Source organism: Candidatus Nanosalina sp. VS9-1, assembly GCF_047555085.1.
In the GTDB taxonomy this organism is placed as follows: Archaea; Nanohalarchaeota; Nanosalinia; order Nanosalinales; family Nanosalinaceae; genus Nanosalina.
In genome coordinates, this window is record NZ_CP180230.1 from 128,702 (window position 1) to 153,487 (window position 24,786).

Consider the following 24,786-nt stretch of genomic DNA (forward strand, 5'->3'; position numbering starts at 1 on the left):
CTCTGCTGTTTAATTATTGTGTTTGCTTCTAAGGAAGGATCTTGGAATTGAATAAGTAAGAAGTTCGTATAAGGGGATAGGGTTTGACCAGTGCTTAGCACTAGTTTGAGCTGAAAATCCTGTAGATTTTCATGATCTAACTTTGAAGTGTTAGAGCTCAAGCTGGTACCGTCCGTTAGATTGAACCCGCGATTAGTAGTGGTCGGCTGAAATCCTCGTTGCCTTGGATCTTACACCGCCACTCTATCAACTCATCTTGTATGAGAGCGGAAACGGTCTCTTTTAGAGGAGGCTTTCGAGCTTAGATGCATTCAGCTCTTACACCTGTGAGGCGTAGCTACTCTGCCCACCCTCTCGGATGACAGATACACCAGAGGCCTCAGTTCGGGGTTCCTTTCGTACTGTCCGAACTTTCCTCTCAGACCGTGTAAACGCTCCCGGCAGATAGCAACAGATCTGGCTCACGCCGATCTAAACCCAGCTCACGATCCGTTTTAATAGGTGAACACCCTCACCCTTGGCTGCGGTTGCACAGCCAGGATACGGAGAGCCGACATCGAAGTAACAAGCCTGCGGGTCGATGTGAACTCGCGCCGCAGACAATCCAGTTATCCCTGGAGTACCTTTTTCGTCAGGCCTAAGCCTCATGACTTGGCTGTAGGCGTTCGCTAAGCCACGCTTTCGCGCCTGGTCCCCCTGCTATCGAGAGACCAGTCAGGCAGGCTTTTGCCTTTGTACTCTACGTCCGATTTCTGACCGGACTGAGCCTACCTTTGGACCCATCTGATTGATTATCAGATGGATACCGCCCCAGTTAAACTGCCCAGCTTACGCTGTCCCTCCGTAGAGGTAAGCCGCAGGGTTCCAAGTGGGTAGTGTCCCATGGTCGACTGGGCGACAGCCTAGCGGCTGCACCTCTGTAATGTCTCCTACCTACACTTCACACTTGGAACCCCGCAGCAACGTAAGACTGCAGTAAAGGTTCACAGGGTCTTCGCTTCCCACCGGGAGTCACCGGCCTATGCGCCGGTACGGCGGGTTCACCGGGCTACAGCTTGGGACAGTGGAAACCTCGTTACCCTATTAATGCGGGCCAACAATTAATTGGCAAGGGACTACGCTACCTTAAGACGGTCATAGTTACCGCCGCCGTTTACCAGCCCTTCGTCTCCTTGTACGGAGTGTTCAGGTACTGGCACTGGGCAAGAGTCGCCGACTATACAAATCCTTTCGGACTAGCAGTCGGCTATGTTTTTAGTAAACAGTCGAGCTTCCCTAGTCACTGAGACCTATCGTATCAAGACGATAGGCACCCCATATACCGAAGGTACGGGGCTAACTTGCCGAATTCCCTAAGCTGCATTAAACCCGATACGTCTTAGCCTATGAAGCCAGAGTACCTGTGCTGGTTCTGGGTACGGTCTCTCACACCTTTTCAAGGGATCTAGGATTCGTGAAAACCCGGGATTATTCCCAGGCCGATCACCGATTCGCCGGGGTCGAAGCGTTACGCTCGCCCGGTTTAACGGTTTCGACTGCGCGAAGGCGCAGCTTTCATTATCCCAAATCGTCAGTTAATGTGAGTAGGTACAGGAATATTAACCTGTTTCCCTATTCTCCAAATTCGAATTACGGTCTGGATTAGGACCGACTAACCCTCTGTTGACGAACATTGCAGAGGAACCCTTACTCTTGCGACGAGGAGAATTCTCATCTCCTGTTACGATGATACTGCCGGCAGGATCTTCATATCCACGCGGTCCACACGAACTCACGTCCATGCTTCCGTCCACGCGGATCGCCTTCCTATCCACCAAGTTAAAAACTCGGTGACAAGGTATCGGCTCTTGACTTAAGCCCCGTCCATTTACGGCGCCACAGTTCTCAATGGGTGAGCTGTTACGCTATCTTTAAAGGGTAGCTGCTTCTAAGCTAACCTCCCCACTGTCTGAGAACCGCGACATCCTTCAATGACACTTAGTCAAGAATTGGGGGCCTTAACCTTGCTCTGGGTTGTTTCCCTCTCGGACGGGTAACTTACTCACCCGCCCTCACTCCCAAGGTCTACGGCGTTATACAGTTCAGAGTTTGACTCCAGTCTGGAGGTAAAACCTCCAGGCTCCGGAATCAGTTGCTTTACCTGTATAACCACCTCGCTTGAGGCTGAACTTCGGCTCATTTCGAAAGGAACCAGCCATCACTGATCTCGATTGACATTTCACCCCTTGACCCAGGTCACGCGAGCGCTTGTATCGCAGCACCGCTGTCGGGCCTCCACGGAGCTTTCGCGCCGCTTCACCCTGCCCAGGCCAGGATCGACCAGTTTCGGATCGTACCGTGGTGACTTCTCGCACGTTAACACGAGGCCCCTGACACGTAAAACGTGCTGCGGGCTTCTTGCTTTCGCTATGACTCCCCACCGAAACGGTGGTTAGCCTCGCCACGACGGTACACTCCCTGCCCCGTTTTTCAAAACGGATGATATGACACCGCTCTACCTGATTCATACTACACCGTCTCCAGTGATTCTTTCACAGGCGTCGACGCTTTAATGCCATATCTAGCCTATAACCAGTCAGTTTGAGGCTCTTTTCACCCCCTTTCTAGGGGTACTTTTCAGCTTTCCCTCACGGTACTTAGTGCGCTATCGGACTCGAGAAGTATTTAGCGTTGGAAGGAAATGCCTCCCATCTTCACCTAGGATTTCCAACCCAAGCTACTTGTGGTACTTCGGAGAACGTCCTGGCAACCGCCCACGAGACTATCACTCTCTATGGTCCCTCTTTCCAGAGGAGTTAGGCTTCGCCATTCGGTTCAGAAAGAAGACCAAAACCACATCCACTTTTCCTCTCGGAAAAGCGTTCAGTTTACGCTACTCCCTCTTCGCTCGCCGCTACTAAGGGAATCCCATATTGGTTTCTTTTCCTGCGGGTACTAAGATGTTTCAATTCACCGCGTTACCTGCCCTGACGGGCTACACCTCCGAGGAGGTGTGAGTAAAATCTCATTCAGAAATCTTGGGCTCAAAGGCTGCATGCGCCTCACCCAAGCTTATCGCAGCTTGCCACGTCCTTCATCGGCTTCTCGAACCGAGCCATCCGCTGACCGGCGTCGTCGCAATCCAACTTCAGGTACCAGCTTGATATGCTCCACTCTCGAGCAGAGCTCGAGAAAATCACTGCATACCAGGCTAAGCACTAAAATTGCGATTTAATGGTCAAACCCTACTTACACCCAGATCCAACGACACGAAACGTCGTACACGTGGCAACGTGTTCTCAGGTGTGCACTACTCTCGCCCACATAACAAATTCAGGCGAGGGGTTCGTGCTAAGGACATCAAATCATTGACGCCCCTTATACGTAAACAGTCCCAAACAACTGGCCTATCAAGCACAGTGAGACTAACCTTCGTAACCAAACAAACGGAACTAACCTTTATATACCAGGCGTCCTCTCAAGGCTTTCACCCCATCGGACTGTCCGCAACCAAAAACAGGGCCTTAAACTTTAAATAGGGAACGCCGGCGTGAAATTCAACGCCTACTCATCACTTAAAAAAATTTACTGGCAACCACTAATTAACGAAAGAAAGGGCCCTTAGTTCAGCCTGGCAGAACGTCCCCCTTGCAAGGGGAAGGCCCAGGGTTCAAATCCCTGAGGGTCCAAGCAAGTCCTTGTTATTCAGGTTTATTCTATGACTGTGTTTTAGGATTCCATATTACTGCGTCTTGTCCTATTTCAAGGCCTTCTTCAGTTTTGTCCGTGACTCTCCATTCGAGTTTATCGAAGTCTTCTTTTCCATAGTTGTCGGATAGCTGGAATGTTAGTGTGCCTTCTGATGTTTCTCCTGGTTGTACTTGACTGCTTTCGTACATTTTACCAAACTCGGTTACGTTCACCAGTTTTCCCTTAAAAGCCGCGATAAATTCGAAATCTGTTCTTGATGGAAGCTGTTTAGGTTCATCGGCGTTGTTTCTGGCTGAGAAATCGATAACTGCAATATGTTTTCCTTCTTCATCGGCGTCCTCGAATCTGAGGTTCTCCGCAGTCATTAATATATCCTGATTGTTTTCCACAGACTGACCTAGCTCTATTGATGGAGGCTCAATGCCTGTATCTGCTAATTTGGCTCTTTTGTTCTCATACCTCATGTGCTGTGTCATACCCGAGAAAGTATAGGTATCCAGGTTATTGAAGCTGAGAGGTATTTTGAACGAAGTTTCCTGATTTGGTTCTACTACTTCTGGGCTTTCCACGTCCTTATATTTTCTAAACGAATCGTTGTCTCTGGATGTTATCAGAATATTTGTTGAAAACTTGCTGGATTCATTTCCAATATTTTCAACCTGGATTGTCAAATTAAACCTGCTTCCTATCCGGGCATCATTAGGAGCCTCCAGTTCAATTATGTCAAATTTCGAGTAATCTGGTTTCTCTGTGGAAGCTGTTTCAGTATTTTCCTTATCCTTCTCCGAGTCTAGACTATCGGAAGAATTTTCTAAACTATTATTCTGGTTTGTAGGATTTGTGGAGTCTACACATCCAGAAGAAACAACAACTATGGCCGTTAAAATAATCAAGATCAGATTAGTTCTCATAAAAGATTCAATGATTTTGAGAGCTTTTACTTATTTTTGGTTATAGCATTTGAACCGTTGGAAGAGCCTGTTTAATGGGATTGGTTGGATGATGACTGTATTTCTCTATAGCAAATTTTCTCTAGAAACTTTCCTCGGATAAACGAATTCCGTCATTGAACTCCAGGGATCTTTCTGAGCTATTTTCATCCAGCAATTTCTCCATTTCGTCAGGATGAAAAATGTACTGTTCCTCGTAAGGCCTGTCGTTCACAAGCTCTACTGCTGCAACGCCTTCTGATCCAAGAACTCTTTCTATTTCTGTCAAGGCCTCGTAGTGAGGATTATTGTCTGTGTATTCCACTTCTTCGCTGTTGTCAGGAAGATAAGGGATAAGTGCGTTGCAGATAACGATATCGAAGCTCCCGTCCGGGAATGGAAGAGAGTTTATATCGCCGGCAACTCCGTGATGGATCTCTGGCTGTCTATCCGCAGTGCTTGCATGTTCCGGGCTTGCGTCCAGGCCTGTAGCAACAAAATCTGTGTCGTATTTATCATCAAGATTTCCGATCATCGTGTTGAGAGCTTTTCCCTTCGAAGTCCCAACGTCAAGTATATTTATTGAATCGTAATTATCGATGTCTAGCTCTGATTCTACAGCGGCCTCTATTTTTCTGTATCGTCCTCCAAAGTTGGTATGTCGTCCGTAGAAGCCGTTCTCGTCAGTCATCTGTCTTCCCTCCCAGACTTCTCGGGAAACTCCCTCCACATTATCTCTCATCATATGACTTGGAAGTAACAACAAGTTTAATTAGTATTTCTCGAGTACAGGCCTCTGAGAAAAAATTCTTGCATCTAGGTAAAGATTCTATTATAGCTGCAGAATAGGATTGGAAGAAATTTTTCTGTCAGAAGATGAGTAAAAAAGTAGGAGAGACTCAAGACGTTGAAATGAAAGTGAACGTGTTTCCCGGATTTTGATCCCGGGAAACTAGTTCTTTGGAGGTGATCCAGCCGTTGGTTCCCCAGCGGCTACCTTGTTATGACTTAGCCCCCCTTGCCAAGCTCAGACTTGTCTTCCGCTAGGCGGAGTCCTCGTCTGAACCTGACTCGGGTGACTTGACAGGCAGTGTGTACAAGGAGCAGGGACTTATTCGCCGCTAGATGATGACTAGCGACTACTACCGATTTCGCCTTCACGAGGCCGAGTTGCAGGCCTCGATCCGTACTACGACCGGGTTTAGGAGATTAGCTTCTCCATCTCGGAGTCGCATCTCTTTGTCCCGGCCATTGTAGGCCGCGTGTATCCCAGAGCATTCGGGCCATACTGACCTACCGTGGCCCACACCTTCCCCTGGTTTATCACCAGCGGTCTCCGACGAGTGCCGAAGCCGCGAACGGCTCCTTGGCAACATCGGATGTGGGTCTCGCTCGTTACCGGACTTAACCGGACACTTCACAGCACGAGCTGACGGCGGCCATGCAGCTCCTCTCAGCGCGTCAGGTAAGCTCTTCAAGCTGACCTTCATTCTGCTGTCGGCTCTGGTAGAGTGCTCTGCGTTTGATCTAATTAAACCGCAGCCTCCACCGGTTGTGGTGCTCCCCCGTCAATTCCTTTAAGTTTCAGCCTTGCGACCGTACTCCCCAGGTGGACTGTTTAACGTTTTCACTTCGGCACCGGACAACCTCGGAGGTTGTCCGACATCAAACAGTCAATGTTTACAGCCAGGACTACGCGGGTATCTAATCCGCTTTGCTCCCCTGGCTTTCGTTCCTCACCGTCGGATCCGTACTCGTCGAGCGCTTCCGCCACAGGTGCTCCTCCAAGGATTTTAGGATTTCACCCCTACCCTTGGAATAGCCTCGACGCCGTCCGGTCCCTAGCCATGCAGTATCCGCTGCACGTCCAGACGTTGAGCGCCTGGATTTCACAGCGGACTTGCATGGCCGGCTACGAACACTTTAAACCCAATAATAATGACTACCACTCGGGATGCTGCTATTACCGCGGCGGCTGGCAGCAGTCTTGCCCACCCCTTGTTCCTGTACCTCCTTACAGTACAGAAAAGCGGCCTTCCGTTTTGGAAGACCGCACTCGGAGTCCCCCCATCGCACTTGCGTGCATTGTGAAGGTTTCGTGCCTGCTGCACCCCGTAGGGTCCGGCTTCTTGTCTCAGAAGCCGACTGGTAGCTCCCGCTCTCACGGCTACTACTGATTATCGGCTTGGTGAGCCGTTACCTCACCAACAACCTAATCAGCTGCGGCCCCATCCTATGGCGTCGGAACGTTTCGGAAAGAGGACTTTCCAGTACCTCTTTCTTATCGAGTCTTAGCCTCACGTTAGCGAGGTTATTCTCGTCCATAGGGTAGGTTAGCCACATGTTACTCAGCTATATGCCCCGAACGAATCGGTGGACTAGCATGGCTAAATCGGACTCCGATAGCGGTAGTCTCTGGCAGGATCAACCAGAATTGCCAACACAACAAAGGTTGGGTTGGACAGGTTGCAATCAGAAACCTCTACAAAAGGCTTCCTCAAGCCGGCTACCCCACAAAAGGTAACCGGAACACTGCAGCACACTCAAAGAGTGTGCTTCTAAATGATCTACATGATCGAGTCTCTCCTACATCACATCAAAAATATGACGCTCATCTTGGTCCTCTCGGACTATATCCCACTCAGTCTCCCAAGCGGGTAAACAAACAGTCCCCGTTAAACCTTATAAAGGGTTTTGAAGCGGGAACCAAACAGAGTCCAGATAAGAACCATCCGAACTCCGCATCCTAGAATCGGACCTCAAAACTTTATATACCTAAAGTAGGCCTGGACATCAAAACCTTTCTCCGACTCATGAGTCTGATACAAGGCCTCTATACATCTCTGAGATGTCCTTCGGCGTTGGAAGCTTTTTACCAGTCTTTATCCCAAGATAGAGGCCTGCACCAGCTTCAGGATACTGATCGACGCCGAAAAACTCTCCATCGATCAGGAAAGTTTCGACTCCATCCGCTATAAGAGTCATGATAGCTGCGGCCTTCAACTCGTCATAATTCCTTTTTATCGTATCAAAGTTCTCGAAGTAGGCCTTTTCCAGAAAATTGTCGTCGTGCATGTCATCGTCGTACATAGGATCGTCTTCAAGAACAGTTTCGTACCATTCCTTATCCGGGCCTTCCGGGAAAGGCTCTCTGCCTGCTTTCTGCGCCCTGTTCTTCTCTATGTACGTGGATGAAAATCCCATTCCAAAGCCTGCAGCTCCGTACATCAGTTGTTCGGCCCTATCTACAGCTATCTCAGATAAGTCCTCTATCACGGAAAGAAAGAGAAAAAGTGAATGATTAAACAGTTATCCCCGGGCCTTCATCGCCTTCACGATCTTCTCGGCGCCGATCATGTAAGCCGCATCACGTCCATACAGGCCTTCACTGTCTCTCAGATCCCGGAACTCTCTGTACGCTCCCTGGCTATTCTCCTTCAGTTTTTCCAGGACTTTCTCCTCATCCCAGTACTCGCCGCTACGATTCTGCACCCATTCATAATACGAGACGGTGACTCCTCCGGAGTTCGCCAGTACATCAGGAATCACAGTCACGTCCCGTTCCTCGAGAATCTCGTCGGCCTCTCTTGTAGTAGGCCCGTTAGCGATCTCAACGACATAATCAGCAGAGATATTTTCTGCGTTGTCCTCATTGATCACGCCCCCGATAGCAGCAGGGATCAAAAAATCAACTTCAAGCTCCAGAAGCTCCTCGTTGCTGATCTCTTCTCCTGTGTTACAGATCTCTCCCCGACGTGACTTACAATCCACAAGCTCGCTGTACGAGAGGCCTTCACTGTCGTAAGTCGCACCAGAAGCATCTGAGACAGCCACTACGTCCACGCCTATCTCCTCAAGCCTCTTGACAGCAGGAGCCGCAGCGTTCCCGAATCCCTGAACAGCAGCCGTCAAATCCTCTGCTTCGAGGCCTTCATCCTCGATAATCTGTTCTATAACGTATACGGCTCCGAAGCCTGTCGCATCAGCACGTCCTTTCGAGCCAAAGGCCTCTACAGGCTTCCCTGTGATAACACCGGGAATCAGTTCTCGATTATCCTCGCTGTACTCATCCATCATCCAGGACATATGCTTCCCGCCGGTATTCATATCAGGAGCCGGAACATCACGGTTCTCCCCGATAATCTCCGCAATAGAATCAATGTAATTACGGGATAATCTTTCCTCCTCACTTTCAGAAAGATCTGAAGGATCGACTACAACTCCTCCTTTCGCACCGCCGTACGGAATATCGGCGATCGCACACTTAAGAGACATCCAGAGACTCAAGGCCTTAACTTCATCCTCGTTCACATCCTCTGAAAATCTGATGCCTCCTTTTCCAGGGCCTCTGCTTGTGTTGTGCTGGCTACGAAATCCTTTGAACATCTTTTTCTCCCCATCATCCATCTCTACAGGAAAATTCACTTCCACAAATCTCTGTGGATTCTTCAGACGTTCAAAGAAATCTTCTTCACCGATTTTCTCAAGTGCATCCTTCAAGTTTTCACGTGCATCTTCAAGTTCAGTCATACACACGAATTGAACTCGAGGCCTTTAGTTAGTAACAGTTACAGGCCTGTAATCAGATAAGCTAGAAAAAATTATTATCAGGGCGGAGGGCGGGATTCGAACCCGCGTCCCGACCGCCACAAGGTCGGAGTATAGACCAGCTAACCTACCTCCACCATACGCCCTCTTTGAATTAGGAATTGACTGGGAAGTTTTTAATTAGTGAACTATTTTTCCCAGGGCTTTTACCGTGTATGATTTAAGTAGAAATCAGTAATTTTCAGGTACTATGAAGAATTTTACAGGCAAGATTCTGGCCTTAGCTGCTGTCTTGATGATGGTGGCTGCGGTACCTGCCGTTGCGCAGGATTCTGCTGATCCAGCTGACTCTGACGACTTCGAGGAACCGGATGAAGACCTGGACCCTGAAGAAGAGGAAGATGAGTCAGAGGATGATTCTGACGATTCGGAAAGCGACGATGATGATTCTGAAGATGAACGTGAGGAATCCGAAGACAGAAATGAGACGGATGACAGTTCTGACGATTCTGAACTTGAAGAAGACGAGTCTGATGAGAATGAATCTGTAGAGACTCCGGAGAACATGGAAGAGGCCATGGAAGTGATCGAGGATCTGCGTGAAACTGTCTCAGACTTGAGAGAGGAAGTCAGAGAACTTCAGGAAGAGAACAGGGAGCTTGAAAGAGAGCTCGACGAACGTGATGAAAGCGATGATCTTCCGGAAGAGGCCTCTGATAGAGCAGAGGAAGCCAGAGATGAGGACGATGAAGAAGTCGATGTAGAGACTTCGAGAAACGGTACTGATGTCGAGATCGAGCAGGAAACTGAGGACGGAGTGACAGAGACTGAGGTAGAAGTTGAAGGAAACGGCTCCGATACAGAGATCGAATCGGAGAGACCTGCAGATGCTCCAAGACCTAACTTCGTTTCCGAGATGCTCAGCAGTATCTTTGGATAGAATTTTTTCTGAATATTTACTTTTTTCTTTTTTACTGTGTGAACTGGCTGATTAACTGGCCCTGTGTGTTGTAGCCGTTCAACTGGAATACTTCTGACCTGTTGAATGCGTAGTAGTCAATCACTGTAGCTGCCTGCTGGAAACGGTACTGATCGTTGAGGCCTATCTCCTTTTCCTCAATACCTGTTCTGAGGCCTATAGTATATCTTGTGCTGTTTTCCTTCGTGAGATTGGCGTCGATTTTCTGGAAGCCACTCTCTTCAAGCGCGGTATGAATGTTCTCCACTCTCTCCACTGAAACTCCGTCTTCATAATTGATTACCGTATCGTTCCCGTAGCTCCCGGTATCGGAGGTACATCCTGTTGATACAAGTACGGCTACAAGCAGAAGAGATAGCTCCAGTCTCATGGTACAACCTGTAGAGGTGCTAGGATAAAAAATTTCCCTGAAATCTTGGAAAAGGAGTTTTTAACTTTTCAGGCCTTCAATAATAACTAGAGTATTCTACTTTTCAGAGTAGAGCCGGTAGATGATGAGGTACAGACATCGACTGATGGCTGAACAGGCCTTTGATGACAACGAACACCCACTGATACCGCTTACTTTTACCCTGTAAAATTTTCGTGACCTGTTTAAGCTTCCCGGAGAAAAAGATTTTTCATGAAACTAACAAGCACAAGCTTTGAAGAAGGAGAGGAAATCCCGGAGAGACACGGGTACATGGGAAAAAACGTTAATCCGGAACTCTTGATCGAAGATGTGCCGGATGAAGCCGAGGCCCTGGCACTCGTATTCAAGGATCCTGACGCACAGAAAATGGCGGGAAAGACATGGATCCACTGGACACTCTGGAACATCCCTGCAGACACAGAAAAAATAGAGGAAGGACAGTCACCAGGCCTCGAAGGAACAACAGACTTCAGAAAAACAGGCTACAACGGCCCTAATCCTCCTGACGGACCTCACAACGTCGCATTCCATCTGTACGCACTTGAAGAAGAACTTGAACTAGAACAAGAGGCCTCATACGAAGATCTAAATGAGGCAATGGATGGAAAAGTAATCGATGAAGCAGTGCTGGAAGGAATATTCCCCTGAACAGTACAGAAAAAGTAAATGATCCTGGAAAAGCCTAGACTCCAAGGCCTCGATTTAAAATTTTTACTGGATTACACAATTCGGTGGGATCAGACGAAGCCTCAAAGAAACTTGTAGCATCGCTTATCAAAGCAAATATCTACGCTGCCATCCTTTCAGCAGCTACGGCATCGCTCACAGGAATCTTTACAGGCCTAATAATCTTTCCAAGCTATCTATACGTTATAGTATTCATCCCATACCTTCTGGGATTAAGCAGCCTATCTGAAAAAGAGATAGCATCCCGAATAAAGTCCTCGATCGGCATCTAGGCCTCCAAGATTTTTTGGTAGCTTCTTGCTGAGATGATCGATCTCCAGGAAGAATTTGTTCTACAATATGTACATGAAACACGGATCCAGACGTTCCCATATACCTAAACTATTTTAAACGGCTCCAGTGTCCGCTGTCAGACGGTTTATATATTTTACACGTTTGGTCATTTATCAGGTACAGAAATGAAACAGCGACTAGAAATACTTGCAGCATTTTTCACAGCACTGGTGACATCCCTTGCAGGTTTCAAGGTACTGAAGCAACTAGATCCGTCCTATCTGGTTCTTTTAGCTGTTTTTTCTCCTTTTGCAGCATCTTTGATTCTGGCTGTATTTTACAAGCGTATGAAGGATTACTCTGCTTACATAGGTGCTTTCTCAGGCCTGATTTCTTTTTTATCAATTTTATCGCTGTTCGGAGTTCAGACTGTTGTTTATTACTCCTGGATTCCTTCGCTTGGAATTTCTCTGGAGTTTTACATTGACGGCCTCTCTCTTCTGATCGCAACACTTGCCAGCGGGATAGGAGTGCTCGTATTCCTGTACTCGAAAGCATATATGAGTTGTGAAGACAGAAAGAGAAAATATTATACTGTTTTAACGGCTTTCATGGGCTCTATGATCGGACTTGTTTTCTCCTCCAATCTGATCATGCTTTTCATGTTCTGGGAGTTCACTAGCATCTGTTCTTTCCTCCTGATAAGCCACAGTCAGAGACTTGACTCAGCGATAGAGGCCTCCAAGAAATCCCTGCTGATAACTGTTGGATCAGGCCTCCTGCTTCTTTTAGGATTCATAATCCTGGGGAACAGCCTGGGAACTTTCAGCATCTCTGAAATCCTGACTATGGGAGGTGTCGTACAGACACTTTCTGCCCAGGGCCTTTACGTTCCTGTACTTTTGCTTATCGGGATCGGCGCAGCAGCGAAATCTGCACAGGTGCCGCTTCATATCTGGCTGCCTGATGCGATGCAGGCGCCTACACCTGTCTCAGCGTTCCTACACTCCGCCACGATGGTGAAAGCCGGAGTATTCCTTATCGGACGTTTCAGGCCTGTACTGATGAACAGCGAGGCCTGGAACATGTTGTTCATCACTCTAGGCCTCCTTACAATGACTTTTGCCGCAGTTTTAGCTGTATCAGCAAGAGAACTGAAGGAGTTGCTGGCGTATTCCACAGCAAGCCACTTGGGATTGATAGTCGCAGGCTTCGGCTTTTCCAGTGTACTTGGCGGAGAAACAGCAACTTTTCATATATTCAATCACGCGCTTTTCAAGGCCTCTCTTTTCATGGTAGCAGGCATAATACTGCATGAAACAGGCACACAGAAGATCAAAGAGCTGTCAGGCCTCAGAAAAGAATGGCCTGTACTGAGTATAATTGCGACAGTCTCAGGCCTATCAATGGCAGGCCTCCCACTTCTCAACGGATTCTACTCAAAAGAATTACTTTTCGAATCAGCATATCACGCAGCAAGCCACACAGGAGGAATCTTCTGGATTTTACCTGTTATAGCTATTCTGGGGGGTGTTTTCACATTCCTGTACTCTATAAGATTTGTATCGGTTTTCTACGGAGAGAAAACAGTTGAACAACATTCTATTCCGCTCCTGATGTTGCTTCCGCCAGGTTTACTTGCTTTAATCTCTGTAATTGTAGGATTTTTCCCTAACAGATTCATAGATGCCATGGTGTATCCGGCGCTTCACAGCGTTGCTACAGAAGTCCACGGCATGAGTGTACACGTGATCCCACATATCACACCGGCATTCGCAATGAGCATCGTAACTATCTGTACAGGCCTGCTGGCCTACAGAAAAACAGATTCCATCAAGCAAAAAATCAGAAAAATCAGGGAAATATCTATTCTGACGCCTAACTTTTACTACTTCAAAGGCCTGGAGATCTCGGAAAAAGCTAGTGACTTCGTAGTCGAAAATGTTGAGACAGGCCTCTTAAGGACTTACATTATCTGGGTTCTTGTAGTGGCCTCCGCTTCAGGCCTTGCAGGTTTCGCAATCGCAGGAGCTCTACCAAATATAACTCTTTCAGCAGAACTGCCTGTCGCCATAGCACTGGCAACTTCTGTTGCAGCGGTCTATGCAGTTCTACGTTCGGATACATACATTTCATCTGTTCTAACTCTTTCAATACTGGGCTTCATGGTCTCAATATTCTACCTGTTGATGGATGCACCTGATCTCGTCATGACACAACTCGTTGTCGAAAGCCTGTCGCTCATAATATTCCTGCTTGTCCTCAACAAGATTCCGGACTACACCAAGAAAGTATCTTTCTCAAGAAAGTACAGAGATCTTTTGATCTCTGCTTCAGCAGGCCTCCTTATATTCGCCAGCGTACTCTACTCCACTAGTATAAAGACTCCTGAAAAACTTGCAAAATACTTTATAGAAAACGCTCTGCCTGGTTCAGGAGGTACAAATGTTGTGAATGTTATACTTGTAGATTTCAGAGGCCTTGACACAATGGGAGAAATATCAGTTATAGTTATGGCGGGAATAGCCATACTGATGCTTTTCCGCATGCGAGGTGAAGAAAAATGAGTACGGTGATAGTTAGACAGGTCATGAAGGCAGTAATACCGCTAATGTTGCTGGTTTCGCTTAATTTTTTCCTTCAGGGTCATAATCTTCCGGGAGGAGGATTTATCGCAGGAGTTATGGCAGCAGCCGCTGTAGCGCTTATATACATAGTCTTCGATTTTGAAGGCGTTAAACAACTTGTAGGCAAAGATAATGAGGAAGTACATTTCGTGGAGGAGTATATACCTGTATCGGATGCTGGTATAGCTCTGGCGGCAGGTACAGGCCTTCTGTCTACTTCCCTAGGTCTCAGCTTTCTTAGCCACAGGAAAGGCATCATCCATCTGCCTTTTTTCGGAGAATTCCACTGGACGACTGCCATGCTTTTCGATCTAGGTGTTTTCATGGCAGTATTTGGCTCATTGCTTGCTATAGTGGAGGTGCTTGGTGAGGAATGAGTCTTGTGGTGGCTACAGCTCTCGGATTGCTTTTTGCAGCAGGAACTTATCTGATGCTGCGTAGAGATGCTGTGAGGGTTGTACTAGGCTCTTTGATTATCAGTCAGGCTGCCAATATCTATCTGATGACGATGGGTGGTGGAGAAGGAGGTGTGCCTATATTGAGTCATGGTGGAGGGTCGCACCACGTTACTGATCCTGTCCCACAGGCACTGGTTCTTACAGCTATTGTTATAGGTTTTGCAACGACAGCATTCCTCCTCAGTCTGACTTACAGGTTCTACGAGGAAAATGAAGAAGTCGATCTTGACTCTCTGCGAGGTGAACTCTTATGAACCAGTTAATAGTCCTTCCACTGATCGTTCCTCTTGCCACAGCCGTACTATCAATACTATTCAGGAAAACAAGGTTCAGAGATTATCTCAGCATAGCGGGAAGCGCAGGATACCTCATAGCTACAGGACTGCTAGCCTCCAGAATCCTCTCGGAAGGACCAATATCTTATCAAGCCGGAGGATGGCCAGCACCCTATGGAATAACACTTGTCGCAGATCAACTATCGATCCTGATGCTACTTCTAACTGCCACAGTAGCCTTTGCGGCAAATCTGTACTCCTGGGGATACATCAACGACAGAGGAAAGGAAAGCGGCTACTACGCCTTCCTGCATTTCATGGTAACAGGAATGAGCGGAGCATTCATCACAGGAGACCTCTTCAACCTTTTCGTAATGTTTGAACTAGTCCTCATGAGCAGCTACGCGCTTGTAGCATACTCGGGAAGTAAAGAATCGCTATTCATATCCATGAAATACGTTGTACTCAACCTTATCGGCAGCTCACTGATGCTTGTAGCTATAGGAGGCCTCTACTCCGTAACAGGCACTCTTAACATGGCAGACATGGCACTAATACTCTCTGAAGGCTCTGTAAACATGGTGCCTGTACTAGGCCTATCGATCATACTTTTCTGCGTGTTCGCCATGAAATCAGGCCTCGTACCGTTCCATTTCTGGGCGCCACCAGTATACTCTAACTCTCCTCCTCCTGCCTCGGCGCTTATGGCGGGAATAAGCAAAAAAGTCGGCATCTACGCTGTAATAAGACTATATCTCACGGTATTCTCCTCAGCTAACTTGCCGGAAACAGCACTCGTATTCTCTGGCCAGCCAGTAAACACTGTAATAGGCTACCTTGTGGCTGTAATGGCTTCTGCAACAGTGATAATTGGAGGCCTTGGCGCTCTCAACAGGGAAAGTCTTGATAAACTGCTTTCGTATTCGAGCGTAGGGCAGGTAGGCTTCATATACATCCCTATCAGTATAACGATGATAACAGGAGAATTAACGCCGCTGATGGCGTCTCTGATCTATATTTTGGGCCATGGGCTTGGAAAGCCAACGTTGTTTATGATCTCTGGTATCGTAGAGAAGATAACAGATACGTCGAATCTTGAGGATCTAGGAGGCCTCAGTGAATCATCTTTCACGCTTTCAGCAGCTTTCTTCATTTCGGCTTTCTCACTAGTCGGTATACCTCCTTTGCTAGGATTTTTCGCCAAATTCAAGGTATTTGAGGCAGCTCTAATACATGGAAACATCTTCCTGGTATCTGTTCTGTTCGCCGGAGCTGTTACAACGTTACTATATTTTTCAAAGGTGTGGCTAAAGGCTTTCTTCGGCGAGCCGGTTGAAACTGATATAAAAGAGGCCTCGAGGAAGGAGGTATTCTCAGTTATAATTTTAGCGGTCCTAATACTCGTAATGGGTATACACTTTGAAGTTGTGTATCAGCTTGTTGAACAGGCTGCGGAATCAGGCCTGAACTCTCAAGCATACATCGAAACAGTGCTAGGTGATGGATTATGAGAAAATACTTGATATACGGGACAACGCTTGCCTTTACATGGATATTCGTGACGGGATCTCCTGATCTACCTACTTTTGTACAGGGCCTGTTCTTCGGACTTCCGGTATCTTTCGCCTTCAGAAGATTTTATCCTGGAGACATGAGCATGCATAGACTGGAAAAACTGCCTTATCTCATCGAATACTGTGGAATATTCGTTGAATCGCTGATAATATCAAATATAGACGTAGCCCAGAGACTTCTGAGGCCTTCAAAATCTGTAAATCCTGAGATAATAGAGTACAGTACAGGCCTGGAGCATCCAACAGCTGTAGCGATGCTTGCCGACTCGATAACGCTCACACCGGGCACACTGGTAGTCGATCATATAGAAGAGGAAAACAAACTCGTTATCCACTGTCTCAACGGCAACTGTACAGAACAAACGAAAAAAGACATTAGAGGCCTTGAAAATCTTCTGAAAAGAATATTCGGGTGAAAAAATTATTTTAATCACAGAGATTGCACTGTCTATCTCAGCTGTACTCACGCTCCTATGCAGCTACAGAGCCATAAAAGGCCCGGAAACAGCAGACAGAGTAGTAGCACTGGATGCAATAAGCACAAACATAGTCGCACTTGGAGTCCTATACGCAATATACACCCAGAGGCCTGTATTCATCAATGTAAGTCTGATGCTGGCAATTACAGGATTCATTGCGACAGTAGCTACCTCAATATACCTCAGGGAAGGTGATCTGATCAAATGATCGATGCACTGATCCTGCTAGGCCTTTTCTTCCTAGGCGTAGGCACACTGGGCCTTCTCAAACTTTCAGATGCACTGGAAAGAATGCACGCCACGTCAGAAGCCACAACACTAGGCGTAGGATTCATGGTGCTTGCAGCAGCCATAGACTTCTATCCTGACGGCGTATATCTCTCAGCTCTCCTGGCACTATTCTTCCTGTTCCTCACAGCACCGACAGGAGCACATATGATCGCAAGAGCAACTTATGTGGATGAAAACAGAGATAAAGAGGCCTCGCTCAACGATTTCGTATAATAGAAACTGGATATAGTTATTCAAGAAAAATAAAAAATTAAGGCCTTTGGGCCTGTTCTGATGGACTGGAAGGTGTCTGAGGCTGTCCTGTCTGATTCATTCCCTGGCCTCGATCTCTGTTTTCTGTTCTCTTTCTTTCGACTTCAACGTCTTCTCCTGCAACTCCTGACTCGGAGATCACAGGCCTCAAGATGTAGCCCTGATTGTTCTGCTCGTTGCCTCTGAGAACTACCTGTATATCAAAGACAAAACTTGTAGTCGAGTTAGGCCTTATCTCGAAAGATTTCGTGATCATCAACTTCCCTGGCGGGATCTTAACATCCACATTTTCTCCATCGACAGAAGCATTGATCCTCTCAGAGTAAAGCTCGATCTTGCTGTAGTTCCCTACAGGAAGACTGGTATTGATCAGGGACTCGGCCGAGATATCCTGCACCTGAGTCAAGTCCACAGCAGAAGTATTCTCCAGAGAAATCCTCTGAACATCCTCACTGCTCTCATTACTTTCATTCACAGCGAAAACATTTGCATGCGAAAACTCAACGTTCAGGTAGTCAAAATCCCCGATAGCTGCCTGTTGATCCGAAATAAGCAGCTCAAACTGGCCGGAATCGCCGGTACTCGTCGAAGTACAGCCTGAAACCGCTACTAAAGCGGCAAATAACGCAAGAATAAATTCTCTTCTCATAAACTAACTAAAGGCCTCTAAATGTATAACATTTGTGATAGATTCTTCCAAACTCGGAATAAAACTTAGTTGCTTCTATTATTTCATATCTTCTAGCGATTCTTTTGCCCACTTCTCAAAAGCTCTATCTACTAGATCATATAGCGATTTAAATTCGGATTCGGAGGCTATCTGAGTATCGAGATTAGAAGAGTTATCCAGTTCAATAGTTTCTATCTTCTCATGTTCAGGCATAGATTCTAGGAAGTCGGTTCGTCCCTGCCACGCTGTGAGTTCTTGGAAAAATTCATCTGTTAAAATTTCCTCTAGGCCTACATATTCTTCGGCAATTTCAGCTATGTCCATGTTAGACCACTCTTCTAACGATTCTCTTTCCTTTTCAGCGAGTTTTTCAGCCTTTGATGAGAATTCTTCGCAGATGTCATCGACTATTAAGTCCATAGCTCGTAATGTAATAGAGTCTGTCGCAGTGGGAAAGGATTCGACCAAAGCGAGATTTATCTGCTGAAGCGCAATTGCTGTAAGTTGGCCGGGCCTATCAAGTCCCCCATTAGAAGGTCCTGCTAGTATGCTAGGCCTTTCAGGAGCGTCAGGCAAATTTATCATCCCTAATTTGTTCATTGTTCCTCTAGAATCGGCGTGAACGGTATGATTCCCAAGCTTCCTAAAGGGCTCATACATCTCTAGTCCTGCAGATTCTTCCAAGTTCTTGATAGATACATGGCCTTCTTCAAGCGCATTCTTGGCCCATTCAGTACCTCTATAACCGTCGATATCTTCAAATTTATCAGATATCATCTCTTTCTGCTCTTTGAGATCTTGCCATGTTTCACTGTCTATAGGTTCAAAATCTAGTTCGTCTTGGTATTCTCTATATTTCTCTGCTAGATAGAAATCCAAGATTATTGACTGTTCTAAATACCTCTGAGCTGTATTCTGTCCATTATCTGCGATTACATTTGCGTTACAGGATAATTCATGAAGTGTTCTCCATCTAGCCATTGAGCCATCGGCATAGCCGGCCTCTAACAAAGCTAATATTTCAGATGCAACTTGTACTCCTCTTGCGTGAATCTGAACGAGAGCCTCAAACTTGTAATCTTGCTCCTCAGCCGCCTCTAATCTGTTATCCATGTTAATTCCGTTCCCTATATCTCTTGAGCAGAGAATGAAGTTTTGTAGAAGGTCTAAAGGCGTTCCCCAGTGATCTTTAAGCTGATCTCGAAAGTCTGCCATTTCTGATTTGTGCTGCTCTAATTCTTCATTGAGATCCAGTATATTTTCTTTCAAATCTTCAGAAAGCTCTTCGGCAGTGTCTTCTGCGAGTTCATTAATTTCTTCCTGTGTTAAATCTCTGCCTGCTTCTTCTAGAGATTCTTCCAGTGCATTATAGAACCACTCGTCTCTTTCTTCCATAATAGAAATATCTAGGAGAAAACTTTCATTTTTTGGCAATAAAGGGAGGCGAGGCCTGAGGGCCTCTTCACTCACTCTCTTCTGTGCCTCCGTGAGTTACATGGCACCTTTTCAGGTGAAGATCTGTCCTCCCAGGAGGTGTTTCACAAAAAGTTCGCAGTGAGAATCACCTCCATCCTCTAGTTTGCTTAGATTTTGAGGAATTTGCGAGGGCGAGGATTCGAACCCCGGAACCTCTACAGGACAGCGCCCTCAACGCTGCGCCTTTGACCACTTGGCTACCCTCGCGAAATAAAAACTCTGTGTATTGGGAGGCCTGTGTGTAACTTTTCTCGAGTAGGCCTCTACTTTCTCTGTATTGAAGGATTCTGTTGGCTATTTTTTTAACTGGTATGCAATGGAGTCTGAAAGGAGGCCTGAAATTTTTCTTCTTTTGTATTTGATTACTGTAGCTGTGTGCAGAAGTTGTCGATCAGTCCGGCGATTTCTTCAGGCCTTTCAGGCAGCATCTGATGTGTTGTATCAACTGTTTCAAGCCGGCAGTCGAGGAGATCTGCAAGATTCTTTGATTTTTCCATTGTTATAGCGCCGTCTTTCTCCCCGGCGATGACCAGGGCCTGTGTATCAACTTCTTCAAGATCTTTTCGTACATCGTAGCTCATCATCGCCTCAAGCCCAGCTTTTACAGGCCTCTTATCTGCTTTCATAAGTTCTTTTACAGTCATGTCTCTGATCTTGTCGTTTCTTCCCTGTATGTAGTTGTCGGCGATCTTTTCTGCCCATTCTCTCCGGGGGATTTCCTCGAACTGTTCCAGGAAGTAGCTGACTGATCTGTTCTCCGGATCCGGTGTATCCGCGCATGTTCCAAGCAGTACAAGGCCTGAAAAGTTTTCGTAGAGAGTTGCGTATTTCAGTGCTGTCATGCCTCCCATAGAATGGCCTACAAGAATAGGATCAACTATATCGAGTGCTTCAAGCAGCTCATCCAGATCTTCTGCCATATCTTTTACTGTAAAATCCTCTTCTGTGGACTTGCTGTGACATCTCTGATTGTACGTGAGTACAGGCCTTTCTGTTTCAAGGTACGGCATCAGAAGTTTCCAGAAATCCTTGGATCCAAGCCAGCCGTGGATGAATACGATAGGCCTTCCTTCTCCTTCTCTGAAACTGTAGTCAATTCTCTCAGTTACAGGCCTCATAGTTCCAGATTTGGATCAGGCCGTATATTATTTACGTAGGGAACTCGAATACCTCAGTTATGCATGGAGAGGCCTCGCGGAAGGTGCCTGACGGCAAGCTTGTGAATGTCGAACTTGATTACTCGGATGTTCTGGAAGACGTGGAGATCAGAGGTGATTTTTTCCTGGAGCCGCCGAAGGCGCTTGAGGCCCTGGAGTCTGCTCTTGAGGGTGTCTCATCTGATGCTTCACGTCAGGAGCTTGTCTCTGCTATGCAGTCTGTCAGAGCTGATCTGATCGGTTTCTCCCGTGAGGATATTGCAGATACTGTTTTACAGGCCATGGGAAGAGGTGACGAAGTATGAAATGGCGTATAATCAATGAAGGAGAGTACAGCGAGGCTATGCATCATGCTATCGATGAAGTTCTCGCGGATAAGATGGAAAAAGGCGAGATGAGGCCTACGCTTCGTTTCTGGTACCGGAAAAATCCTTCTGTACCGTTCGGACGTTTCCAGAGCTTTGAAGACGAAGTCGAAGTCGATTACGCAGAGGAAAACGGCATAGAGGTTGTGAGACGTATCACTGGCGGAGGAGCGATGTTCGCGGAGCCGGGAAACGTCATAACGTACTCGATATATATTCCAAAGGATCAGGTTCCTGAAGATGTTGAACAGAGTTACAGGGAGCTGGATAATTTTGCTGTAGAGGCCTTACAGGATCTTGGTGTGGAGGCGAGTTACAGGCCTCTGAACGATATTGAACATGAGGACGGCAAGCTTGGGGGTGCTGCGCAGTTGAGGAAGAATGATTCTGTGCTGCATCATACTACGATGAGTTATGATCTTGATACGGAGGAGATGCTCCGTGTACTCAGGATTGGAAAGGAGAAGGTTTCAGATAAAGCAGTGAAATCTGCCGAGAAACGTGTATCACGTATCACAGATCACATCGATAGTTCAAGGGAGGAAGTTATCGAGAAGATTATTGAGAAGTTTGTCGAAGGGAAAGAGTACGAGGAAGGAGGCCTTTCGGAGGATGAGTTAAGCAGGGCGGAGAAACTGGCTGAGGAAAAGTTTTGCTCCAGTGATTGGAACAGGAAACTCTAGGTTATACTCTGGTTTCCGGTTATCATTTAACACTCATTTACATCTTTCCAATGTATGAGACCGAAGGTAAAAGGACTTCACCACATCACAATCATCTGCGGAGAACCCGGTAAAAACGCTGATTTCTACATCGATGTACTGGGCATGCGGATGGTGAAAAAAACCGTTAACCACGACGCACCGGAACTGTACCATTTATTCTACGGAGATGCAGAGGGAACACCGGGATCCAGCGTAACATTCTTCCCGATGATGGCGGACAACCAGGGACAGCCAGGAACAGGCCAGGTGACGGAACTAGGCCTCAGAATCCCGGAAAACTCGCTGAGTTACTGGAAAAACCGTCTACATGAAAACGATGTAACTTACGGAGTCGAAAATTTGAGAGGCCTGGAAACTTTAACTTTTGAAGATCCTGACGGCCTTGACCTCAGATTGATACCGGGCAACGACGGAGATTTCACGCCGTGGAGCGAAAGCACAGTGCCGGAGGACAAACAGATAAGAGGCATGAAACAGGTAAAAATTGAGGCCTCTCAGCACGATCTTTCAAGACAGCTGCTGGAGTTGATGGATCTTGAGAAAGTCGGAGACAGTTTCTTCCGTGCCAGCGACGGCTCCGGTGTACACCTTGTCGAAAGCAATCAACGTGGAAAGATGGGGCGTGGATCCGTCCATCACATCGCTTTCAAAGTTGAAGACGAGGAGATGCAGGAGGCCTGGAGAGAGGAACTGCAGAACATGGGCATGATGCCTTCGCCGGTGACTGACAGAAGATACTTCAAATCGTTATACTTCAGGGAGCCTTCCGGAGTGCTGTACGAGTTCGCGACGATGGGGCCTGGATACACGGCTGATGAGGAACTTGAAGAGCTTGGAGAAAATCTTGTGCTTCCCGACGAACTTGAAGGCAGGAGAAGGGAGATAGAAAACTCTCTACCGGAGTTCGACAGGTGAAAAACTTTGGTACACTCAGACAGGCCTGTAATCGAGAAAGGAACTATGGAATCCGGAAAAGCTGTGATAATGATACACGGGAGAGGAGCCACTGCACAGAGCATCCTCAACCTTTCCGAAAAACTTCCAGAGGCCTACTACATGGCACCGCAGGCCTCGAAAAGGGAGTGGTATCCGAGAAGTTTTCTGGAAAAGAGGGAGAAAAATCAGCCGCATCTCGACTCCGCACTGAAGAAGATCGATGAACTTGTAGAAGAGGCCTCTGAGAAAGTAGGACGGGAAAATGTTTTCCTACTCGGATTCTCGCAGGGAGCATGTCTCGCATCAGAGTACGCTGCGTCTAATCCCGGAAGATTCGGAGGTGTGATACTTTTCAGCGGAGGCCTGATAGGAGATAAAGTTGAAAGTTTTGAAGGCGACATGCAGGGGACGAAAGTTTTCATAGGATGCAGCGACAACGATCCGCATATCCCGCTGGAAAGGGTCAACGAGACAGAGGAAGTTTTCCAGCAGCTTGGAGCTGAAGTGGAAAAATACATCATGGAGGGCTCACACCACGGAATAGTCGAGTACGAGATCGAGAAGGCCTCGGAGATAATCTCTGGGTAAAAAATTTTTTCCAGGGTTTATTACTGTACAGGTAATCCGGTTAAATATTTTCGCCGTCAAAGACTTGTACGGAAGCAGGGCCTGAATCTACATATCGAATTTTTCCCAGGCCTTTTTCTGAGGTGTTTTTCACATGATAATAATAGATTCAGAGACACGTTACGACGGAGAAAACTACAAGGCGATAGGTGCACACGGCGAAGGCGACGAAGAATTTCTGTACTTTGCACAGCCTGTGAAAGATCAGCTTGAAGCACACAGGAATCACGATAAACTGCTGAACGCGTTACTTGACGGCGAAGAAGATGAAATAGTCAGAGAGGCCTCTCTCGAGCCTTCCTACAGTGAGCCGGATACTTACTGAAAAATTTTTCTTCCGTAAAAATATTTCATGTCCGGCGTTGTCGATAATTTCCTGGCTGAACTTGACTGGCAGGAGGTTGCTAAAGATGAATACCTGTCTTCGGATTCGGAGACTCTTGGTGTGGACTGTCTTGGGACGTGTCTAGGCCTGGCGGTTCATGATCCGAAGACCGGTACAGGCTATCTTTTGCACGCCTCTACCGTCGGAAACGAAGAGCTTGAAAGCCAGGTACAGGAGTTTGTCGATGAACTCGATCAGCTCTCGGAGCCGTACGAGGTTCTTGCTGGAGGAACTATGGCCTCACAGTACAATCCTCTTGATGAAGAAGAGTTCACACATCAGGCTAGAGAAACTGTAGAAAATGTTCTCGACGACGGTGGTATCAGCTACCAGGCCTCGTGGAATGATCCTCCGGTATACAACAGGATGATTGTATCTCCGGACTACGGCATACTTTACGACAGGCCTGAAGTCTAGTACTTCGGATTTTTCTCATCTACATCGTTGAGAAAGTTTTCGTGACGTGCCATGAGGAAGAAAAGATCGCTCAAACGATTTATGTATGCCAGGACTTCTTCACGGAGTTCTTCTCTTTCGTCAAGCCTCACTATTTTCCTTTCTGCTCTCCGGGCGACGCTTCGGGCCTGATGGAGATGAGACGCACTTTTGCATCCTCCTGCCAGTATAAATTTTCTTAGAGGCGGGCATTTGTCCTGGTACCTGTCGCAGAGATCTTCCAGTCTGTCGATATTTTCCTGTGAAACTTTAACGTCGGGATCCCTGTTCGCAAGTTCGGCCTGGAGAATATGCAGCTCGTTCTGAATTTCCTCCAGTTCATCTTCTTTCTCCTCTGTGTAGCTGCGGCAGAGGCCTGTCAAAGAGTTCAGTTCGTCGACTGTTCCGTAGGCCTCGATTCTTTCGCTGCTTTTCGATACTCTTTCGCCGGAACTTAGATCTGTCCGGCCTCTGTCTCCTCTGCCTGTGTATACCATTTGCCCAGTAAATAAAATCGTTGCCAGTCTTAATTAGCT

Annotated in this window: 25 protein-coding genes, 3 tRNA genes and 2 rRNA genes; 17 read left to right on the forward strand and 13 right to left on the reverse strand. The window is 46.9% G+C overall.

Annotated features, from left to right (window positions below):
* Positions 1-174: 174 nt before the first annotated feature.
* Positions 175-3,126, reverse strand: a 23S ribosomal RNA gene (locus ACK3SF_RS00770).
* 468 nt (positions 3,127-3,594) lie between these two features.
* Here ACK3SF_RS00770 and ACK3SF_RS00775 point away from each other — a divergent pair.
* Positions 3,595-3,668 (forward strand) — tRNA-Ala (locus ACK3SF_RS00775).
* 27 nt (positions 3,669-3,695) lie between these two features.
* On the opposite strand, the gene ACK3SF_RS00780 is transcribed toward ACK3SF_RS00775, so the two are convergent.
* From ACK3SF_RS00780 to ACK3SF_RS00805, 6 genes are all read right to left on the reverse strand, one after another.
* Entirely contained in the window at positions 3,696-4,601 is a 906-nt protein-coding gene (locus ACK3SF_RS00780; protein WP_414837922.1) for a hypothetical protein, read from the reverse strand.
* Between the two features lie 121 nt (positions 4,602-4,722).
* Positions 4,723-5,361 carry a class I SAM-dependent methyltransferase gene (locus ACK3SF_RS00785; protein ID WP_414837923.1) on the reverse strand — a complete coding sequence of 213 codons (639 nt, stop codon included), beginning with the start codon at positions 5,359-5,361 and terminating at the stop codon, positions 4,723-4,725.
* 219 nt (positions 5,362-5,580) lie between these two features.
* A 16S ribosomal RNA gene (locus ACK3SF_RS00790) occupies positions 5,581-7,054 on the reverse strand.
* A gap of 376 nt (positions 7,055-7,430) precedes the next feature.
* The gene (locus tag ACK3SF_RS00795; protein ID WP_414837924.1) at positions 7,431-7,895 is read right to left on the reverse strand and encodes a hypothetical protein; all 465 of its coding nucleotides are present in this window, start codon (positions 7,893-7,895) and stop codon (positions 7,431-7,433) included.
* Between the two features lie 33 nt (positions 7,896-7,928).
* Positions 7,929-9,149: a Glu/Leu/Phe/Val family dehydrogenase gene (locus ACK3SF_RS00800; protein ID WP_414837925.1), complete on the reverse strand. Its 1,221-nt coding sequence runs from the start codon at positions 9,147-9,149 to the stop codon at positions 7,929-7,931.
* 81 nt (positions 9,150-9,230) lie between these two features.
* Positions 9,231-9,304: transfer RNA gene (locus ACK3SF_RS00805), tRNA-His, on the reverse strand.
* Positions 9,305-9,417: 113 nt separating this feature from the next.
* On the opposite strand from ACK3SF_RS00805, the gene ACK3SF_RS00810 reads away from it, so the two are divergent.
* On the forward strand, positions 9,418-10,107 hold the full coding sequence (locus ACK3SF_RS00810; RefSeq protein ID WP_414837926.1) for a hypothetical protein: 690 nt from the start codon (positions 9,418-9,420) through the stop codon (positions 10,105-10,107).
* A gap of 31 nt (positions 10,108-10,138) precedes the next feature.
* Here the strand turns inward: ACK3SF_RS00810 and ACK3SF_RS00815 are convergent, their stop codons facing one another.
* A complete protein-coding gene (locus tag ACK3SF_RS00815; protein WP_414837927.1) occupies positions 10,139-10,516 on the reverse strand; it encodes a hypothetical protein in 378 nt (125 codons plus the stop codon).
* Positions 10,517-10,768: 252 nt separating this feature from the next.
* On the opposite strand from ACK3SF_RS00815, the gene ACK3SF_RS00820 reads away from it, so the two are divergent.
* The 9 genes from ACK3SF_RS00820 to mnhG all read left to right on the forward strand — a co-directional run bounded on the left by ACK3SF_RS00820 (position 10,769) and on the right by mnhG (position 17,435).
* Positions 10,769-11,206: a YbhB/YbcL family Raf kinase inhibitor-like protein gene (locus ACK3SF_RS00820; protein WP_414837928.1), complete on the forward strand. Its 438-nt coding sequence runs from the start codon at positions 10,769-10,771 to the stop codon at positions 11,204-11,206.
* A gap of 83 nt (positions 11,207-11,289) precedes the next feature.
* Positions 11,290-11,517 carry a hypothetical protein gene (locus ACK3SF_RS00825; RefSeq protein ID WP_414837929.1) on the forward strand — a complete coding sequence of 76 codons (228 nt, stop codon included), beginning with the start codon at positions 11,290-11,292 and terminating at the stop codon, positions 11,515-11,517.
* Positions 11,518-11,703: 186 nt separating this feature from the next.
* Complete coding sequence (mbhE, locus tag ACK3SF_RS00830) at positions 11,704-14,085, forward strand: hydrogen gas-evolving membrane-bound hydrogenase subunit E (protein WP_414837930.1); 2,382 nt, start codon at positions 11,704-11,706, stop codon at positions 14,083-14,085.
* Positions 14,082-14,522: an MnhB domain-containing protein gene (locus tag ACK3SF_RS00835; RefSeq protein WP_414837931.1), complete on the forward strand. Its 441-nt coding sequence runs from the start codon at positions 14,082-14,084 to the stop codon at positions 14,520-14,522. Before mbhE ends, ACK3SF_RS00835 begins: the two co-directional genes overlap by 4 nt.
* On the forward strand, positions 14,519-14,857 hold the full coding sequence (locus ACK3SF_RS00840) for a sodium:proton antiporter (protein WP_414837932.1): 339 nt from the start codon (positions 14,519-14,521) through the stop codon (positions 14,855-14,857). The genes ACK3SF_RS00835 and ACK3SF_RS00840 overlap by 4 nt, the downstream gene beginning before the upstream one ends.
* On the forward strand, positions 14,854-16,389 hold the full coding sequence (locus ACK3SF_RS00845) for a complex I subunit 5 family protein (RefSeq protein ID WP_414837933.1): 1,536 nt from the start codon (positions 14,854-14,856) through the stop codon (positions 16,387-16,389). Before ACK3SF_RS00840 ends, ACK3SF_RS00845 begins: the two co-directional genes overlap by 4 nt.
* On the forward strand, positions 16,386-16,868 hold the full coding sequence (locus ACK3SF_RS00850) for a Na+/H+ antiporter subunit E (protein ID WP_414837934.1): 483 nt from the start codon (positions 16,386-16,388) through the stop codon (positions 16,866-16,868). Before ACK3SF_RS00845 ends, ACK3SF_RS00850 begins: the two co-directional genes overlap by 4 nt.
* 130 nt (positions 16,869-16,998) lie before the next feature.
* Entirely contained in the window at positions 16,999-17,139 is a 141-nt protein-coding gene (locus ACK3SF_RS00855) for an MrpF/PhaF family protein (protein ID WP_414838363.1), read from the forward strand.
* Positions 17,136-17,435, forward strand: coding sequence for a monovalent cation/H(+) antiporter subunit G (mnhG, locus tag ACK3SF_RS00860; protein WP_414837935.1), 300 nt, complete (start codon positions 17,136-17,138; stop codon positions 17,433-17,435). The genes ACK3SF_RS00855 and mnhG overlap by 4 nt, the downstream gene beginning before the upstream one ends.
* A 37-nt stretch (positions 17,436-17,472) precedes the next feature.
* Here mnhG and ACK3SF_RS00865 read toward each other — a convergent pair whose 3' ends face one another.
* From ACK3SF_RS00865 to ACK3SF_RS00880, 4 genes are all read right to left on the reverse strand, one after another.
* The gene (locus ACK3SF_RS00865; protein WP_414837936.1) at positions 17,473-18,123 is read right to left on the reverse strand and encodes a DUF4382 domain-containing protein; all 651 of its coding nucleotides are present in this window, start codon (positions 18,121-18,123) and stop codon (positions 17,473-17,475) included.
* A gap of 78 nt (positions 18,124-18,201) precedes the next feature.
* The gene (locus ACK3SF_RS00870; RefSeq protein WP_414837937.1) at positions 18,202-19,614 is read right to left on the reverse strand and encodes a DUF5677 domain-containing protein; all 1,413 of its coding nucleotides are present in this window, start codon (positions 19,612-19,614) and stop codon (positions 18,202-18,204) included.
* Between the two features lie 130 nt (positions 19,615-19,744).
* Positions 19,745-19,827: transfer RNA gene (locus tag ACK3SF_RS00875), tRNA-Leu, on the reverse strand.
* Positions 19,828-19,982: 155 nt separating this feature from the next.
* Positions 19,983-20,738: an alpha/beta fold hydrolase gene (locus ACK3SF_RS00880; protein ID WP_414837938.1), complete on the reverse strand. Its 756-nt coding sequence runs from the start codon at positions 20,736-20,738 to the stop codon at positions 19,983-19,985.
* An 83-nt stretch (positions 20,739-20,821) separates the two neighbouring features.
* Between ACK3SF_RS00880 and ACK3SF_RS00885 the strand changes: the two genes are divergently transcribed.
* The 6 genes from ACK3SF_RS00885 to ACK3SF_RS00910 all read left to right on the forward strand — a co-directional run bounded on the left by ACK3SF_RS00885 (position 20,822) and on the right by ACK3SF_RS00910 (position 24,232).
* Positions 20,822-21,082, forward strand: a complete 261-nt coding sequence (locus ACK3SF_RS00885; RefSeq protein WP_414837939.1) for a hypothetical protein — start codon at positions 20,822-20,824, stop codon at positions 21,080-21,082.
* The gene (locus ACK3SF_RS00890) at positions 21,079-21,825 is read left to right on the forward strand and encodes a biotin/lipoate A/B protein ligase family protein (RefSeq protein ID WP_414837940.1); all 747 of its coding nucleotides are present in this window, start codon (positions 21,079-21,081) and stop codon (positions 21,823-21,825) included. The genes ACK3SF_RS00885 and ACK3SF_RS00890 overlap by 4 nt, the downstream gene beginning before the upstream one ends.
* Before the next feature lie 54 nt (positions 21,826-21,879).
* The gene (locus ACK3SF_RS00895; RefSeq protein ID WP_414837941.1) at positions 21,880-22,782 is read left to right on the forward strand and encodes a VOC family protein; all 903 of its coding nucleotides are present in this window, start codon (positions 21,880-21,882) and stop codon (positions 22,780-22,782) included.
* Positions 22,783-22,788: 6 nt separating this feature from the next.
* On the forward strand, positions 22,789-23,391 hold the full coding sequence (locus tag ACK3SF_RS00900) for an alpha/beta hydrolase (RefSeq protein WP_414837942.1): 603 nt from the start codon (positions 22,789-22,791) through the stop codon (positions 23,389-23,391).
* Between the two features lie 133 nt (positions 23,392-23,524).
* Positions 23,525-23,755 (forward strand): hypothetical protein, encoded by a 231-nt coding sequence (locus ACK3SF_RS00905; RefSeq protein ID WP_414837943.1) that lies wholly within the window; start codon positions 23,525-23,527, stop codon positions 23,753-23,755.
* A 27-nt stretch (positions 23,756-23,782) separates the two neighbouring features.
* A complete protein-coding gene (locus tag ACK3SF_RS00910; protein WP_414837944.1) occupies positions 23,783-24,232 on the forward strand; it encodes a hypothetical protein in 450 nt (149 codons plus the stop codon).
* Here ACK3SF_RS00910 and ACK3SF_RS00915 read toward each other — a convergent pair.
* Positions 24,229-24,747 (reverse strand): cob(I)yrinic acid a,c-diamide adenosyltransferase, encoded by a 519-nt coding sequence (locus ACK3SF_RS00915; protein ID WP_414837945.1) that lies wholly within the window; start codon positions 24,745-24,747, stop codon positions 24,229-24,231. The two genes, ACK3SF_RS00910 and ACK3SF_RS00915, sit on opposite strands and share 4 nt — an antisense overlap.
* Positions 24,748-24,786: the final 39 nt, after the last annotated feature.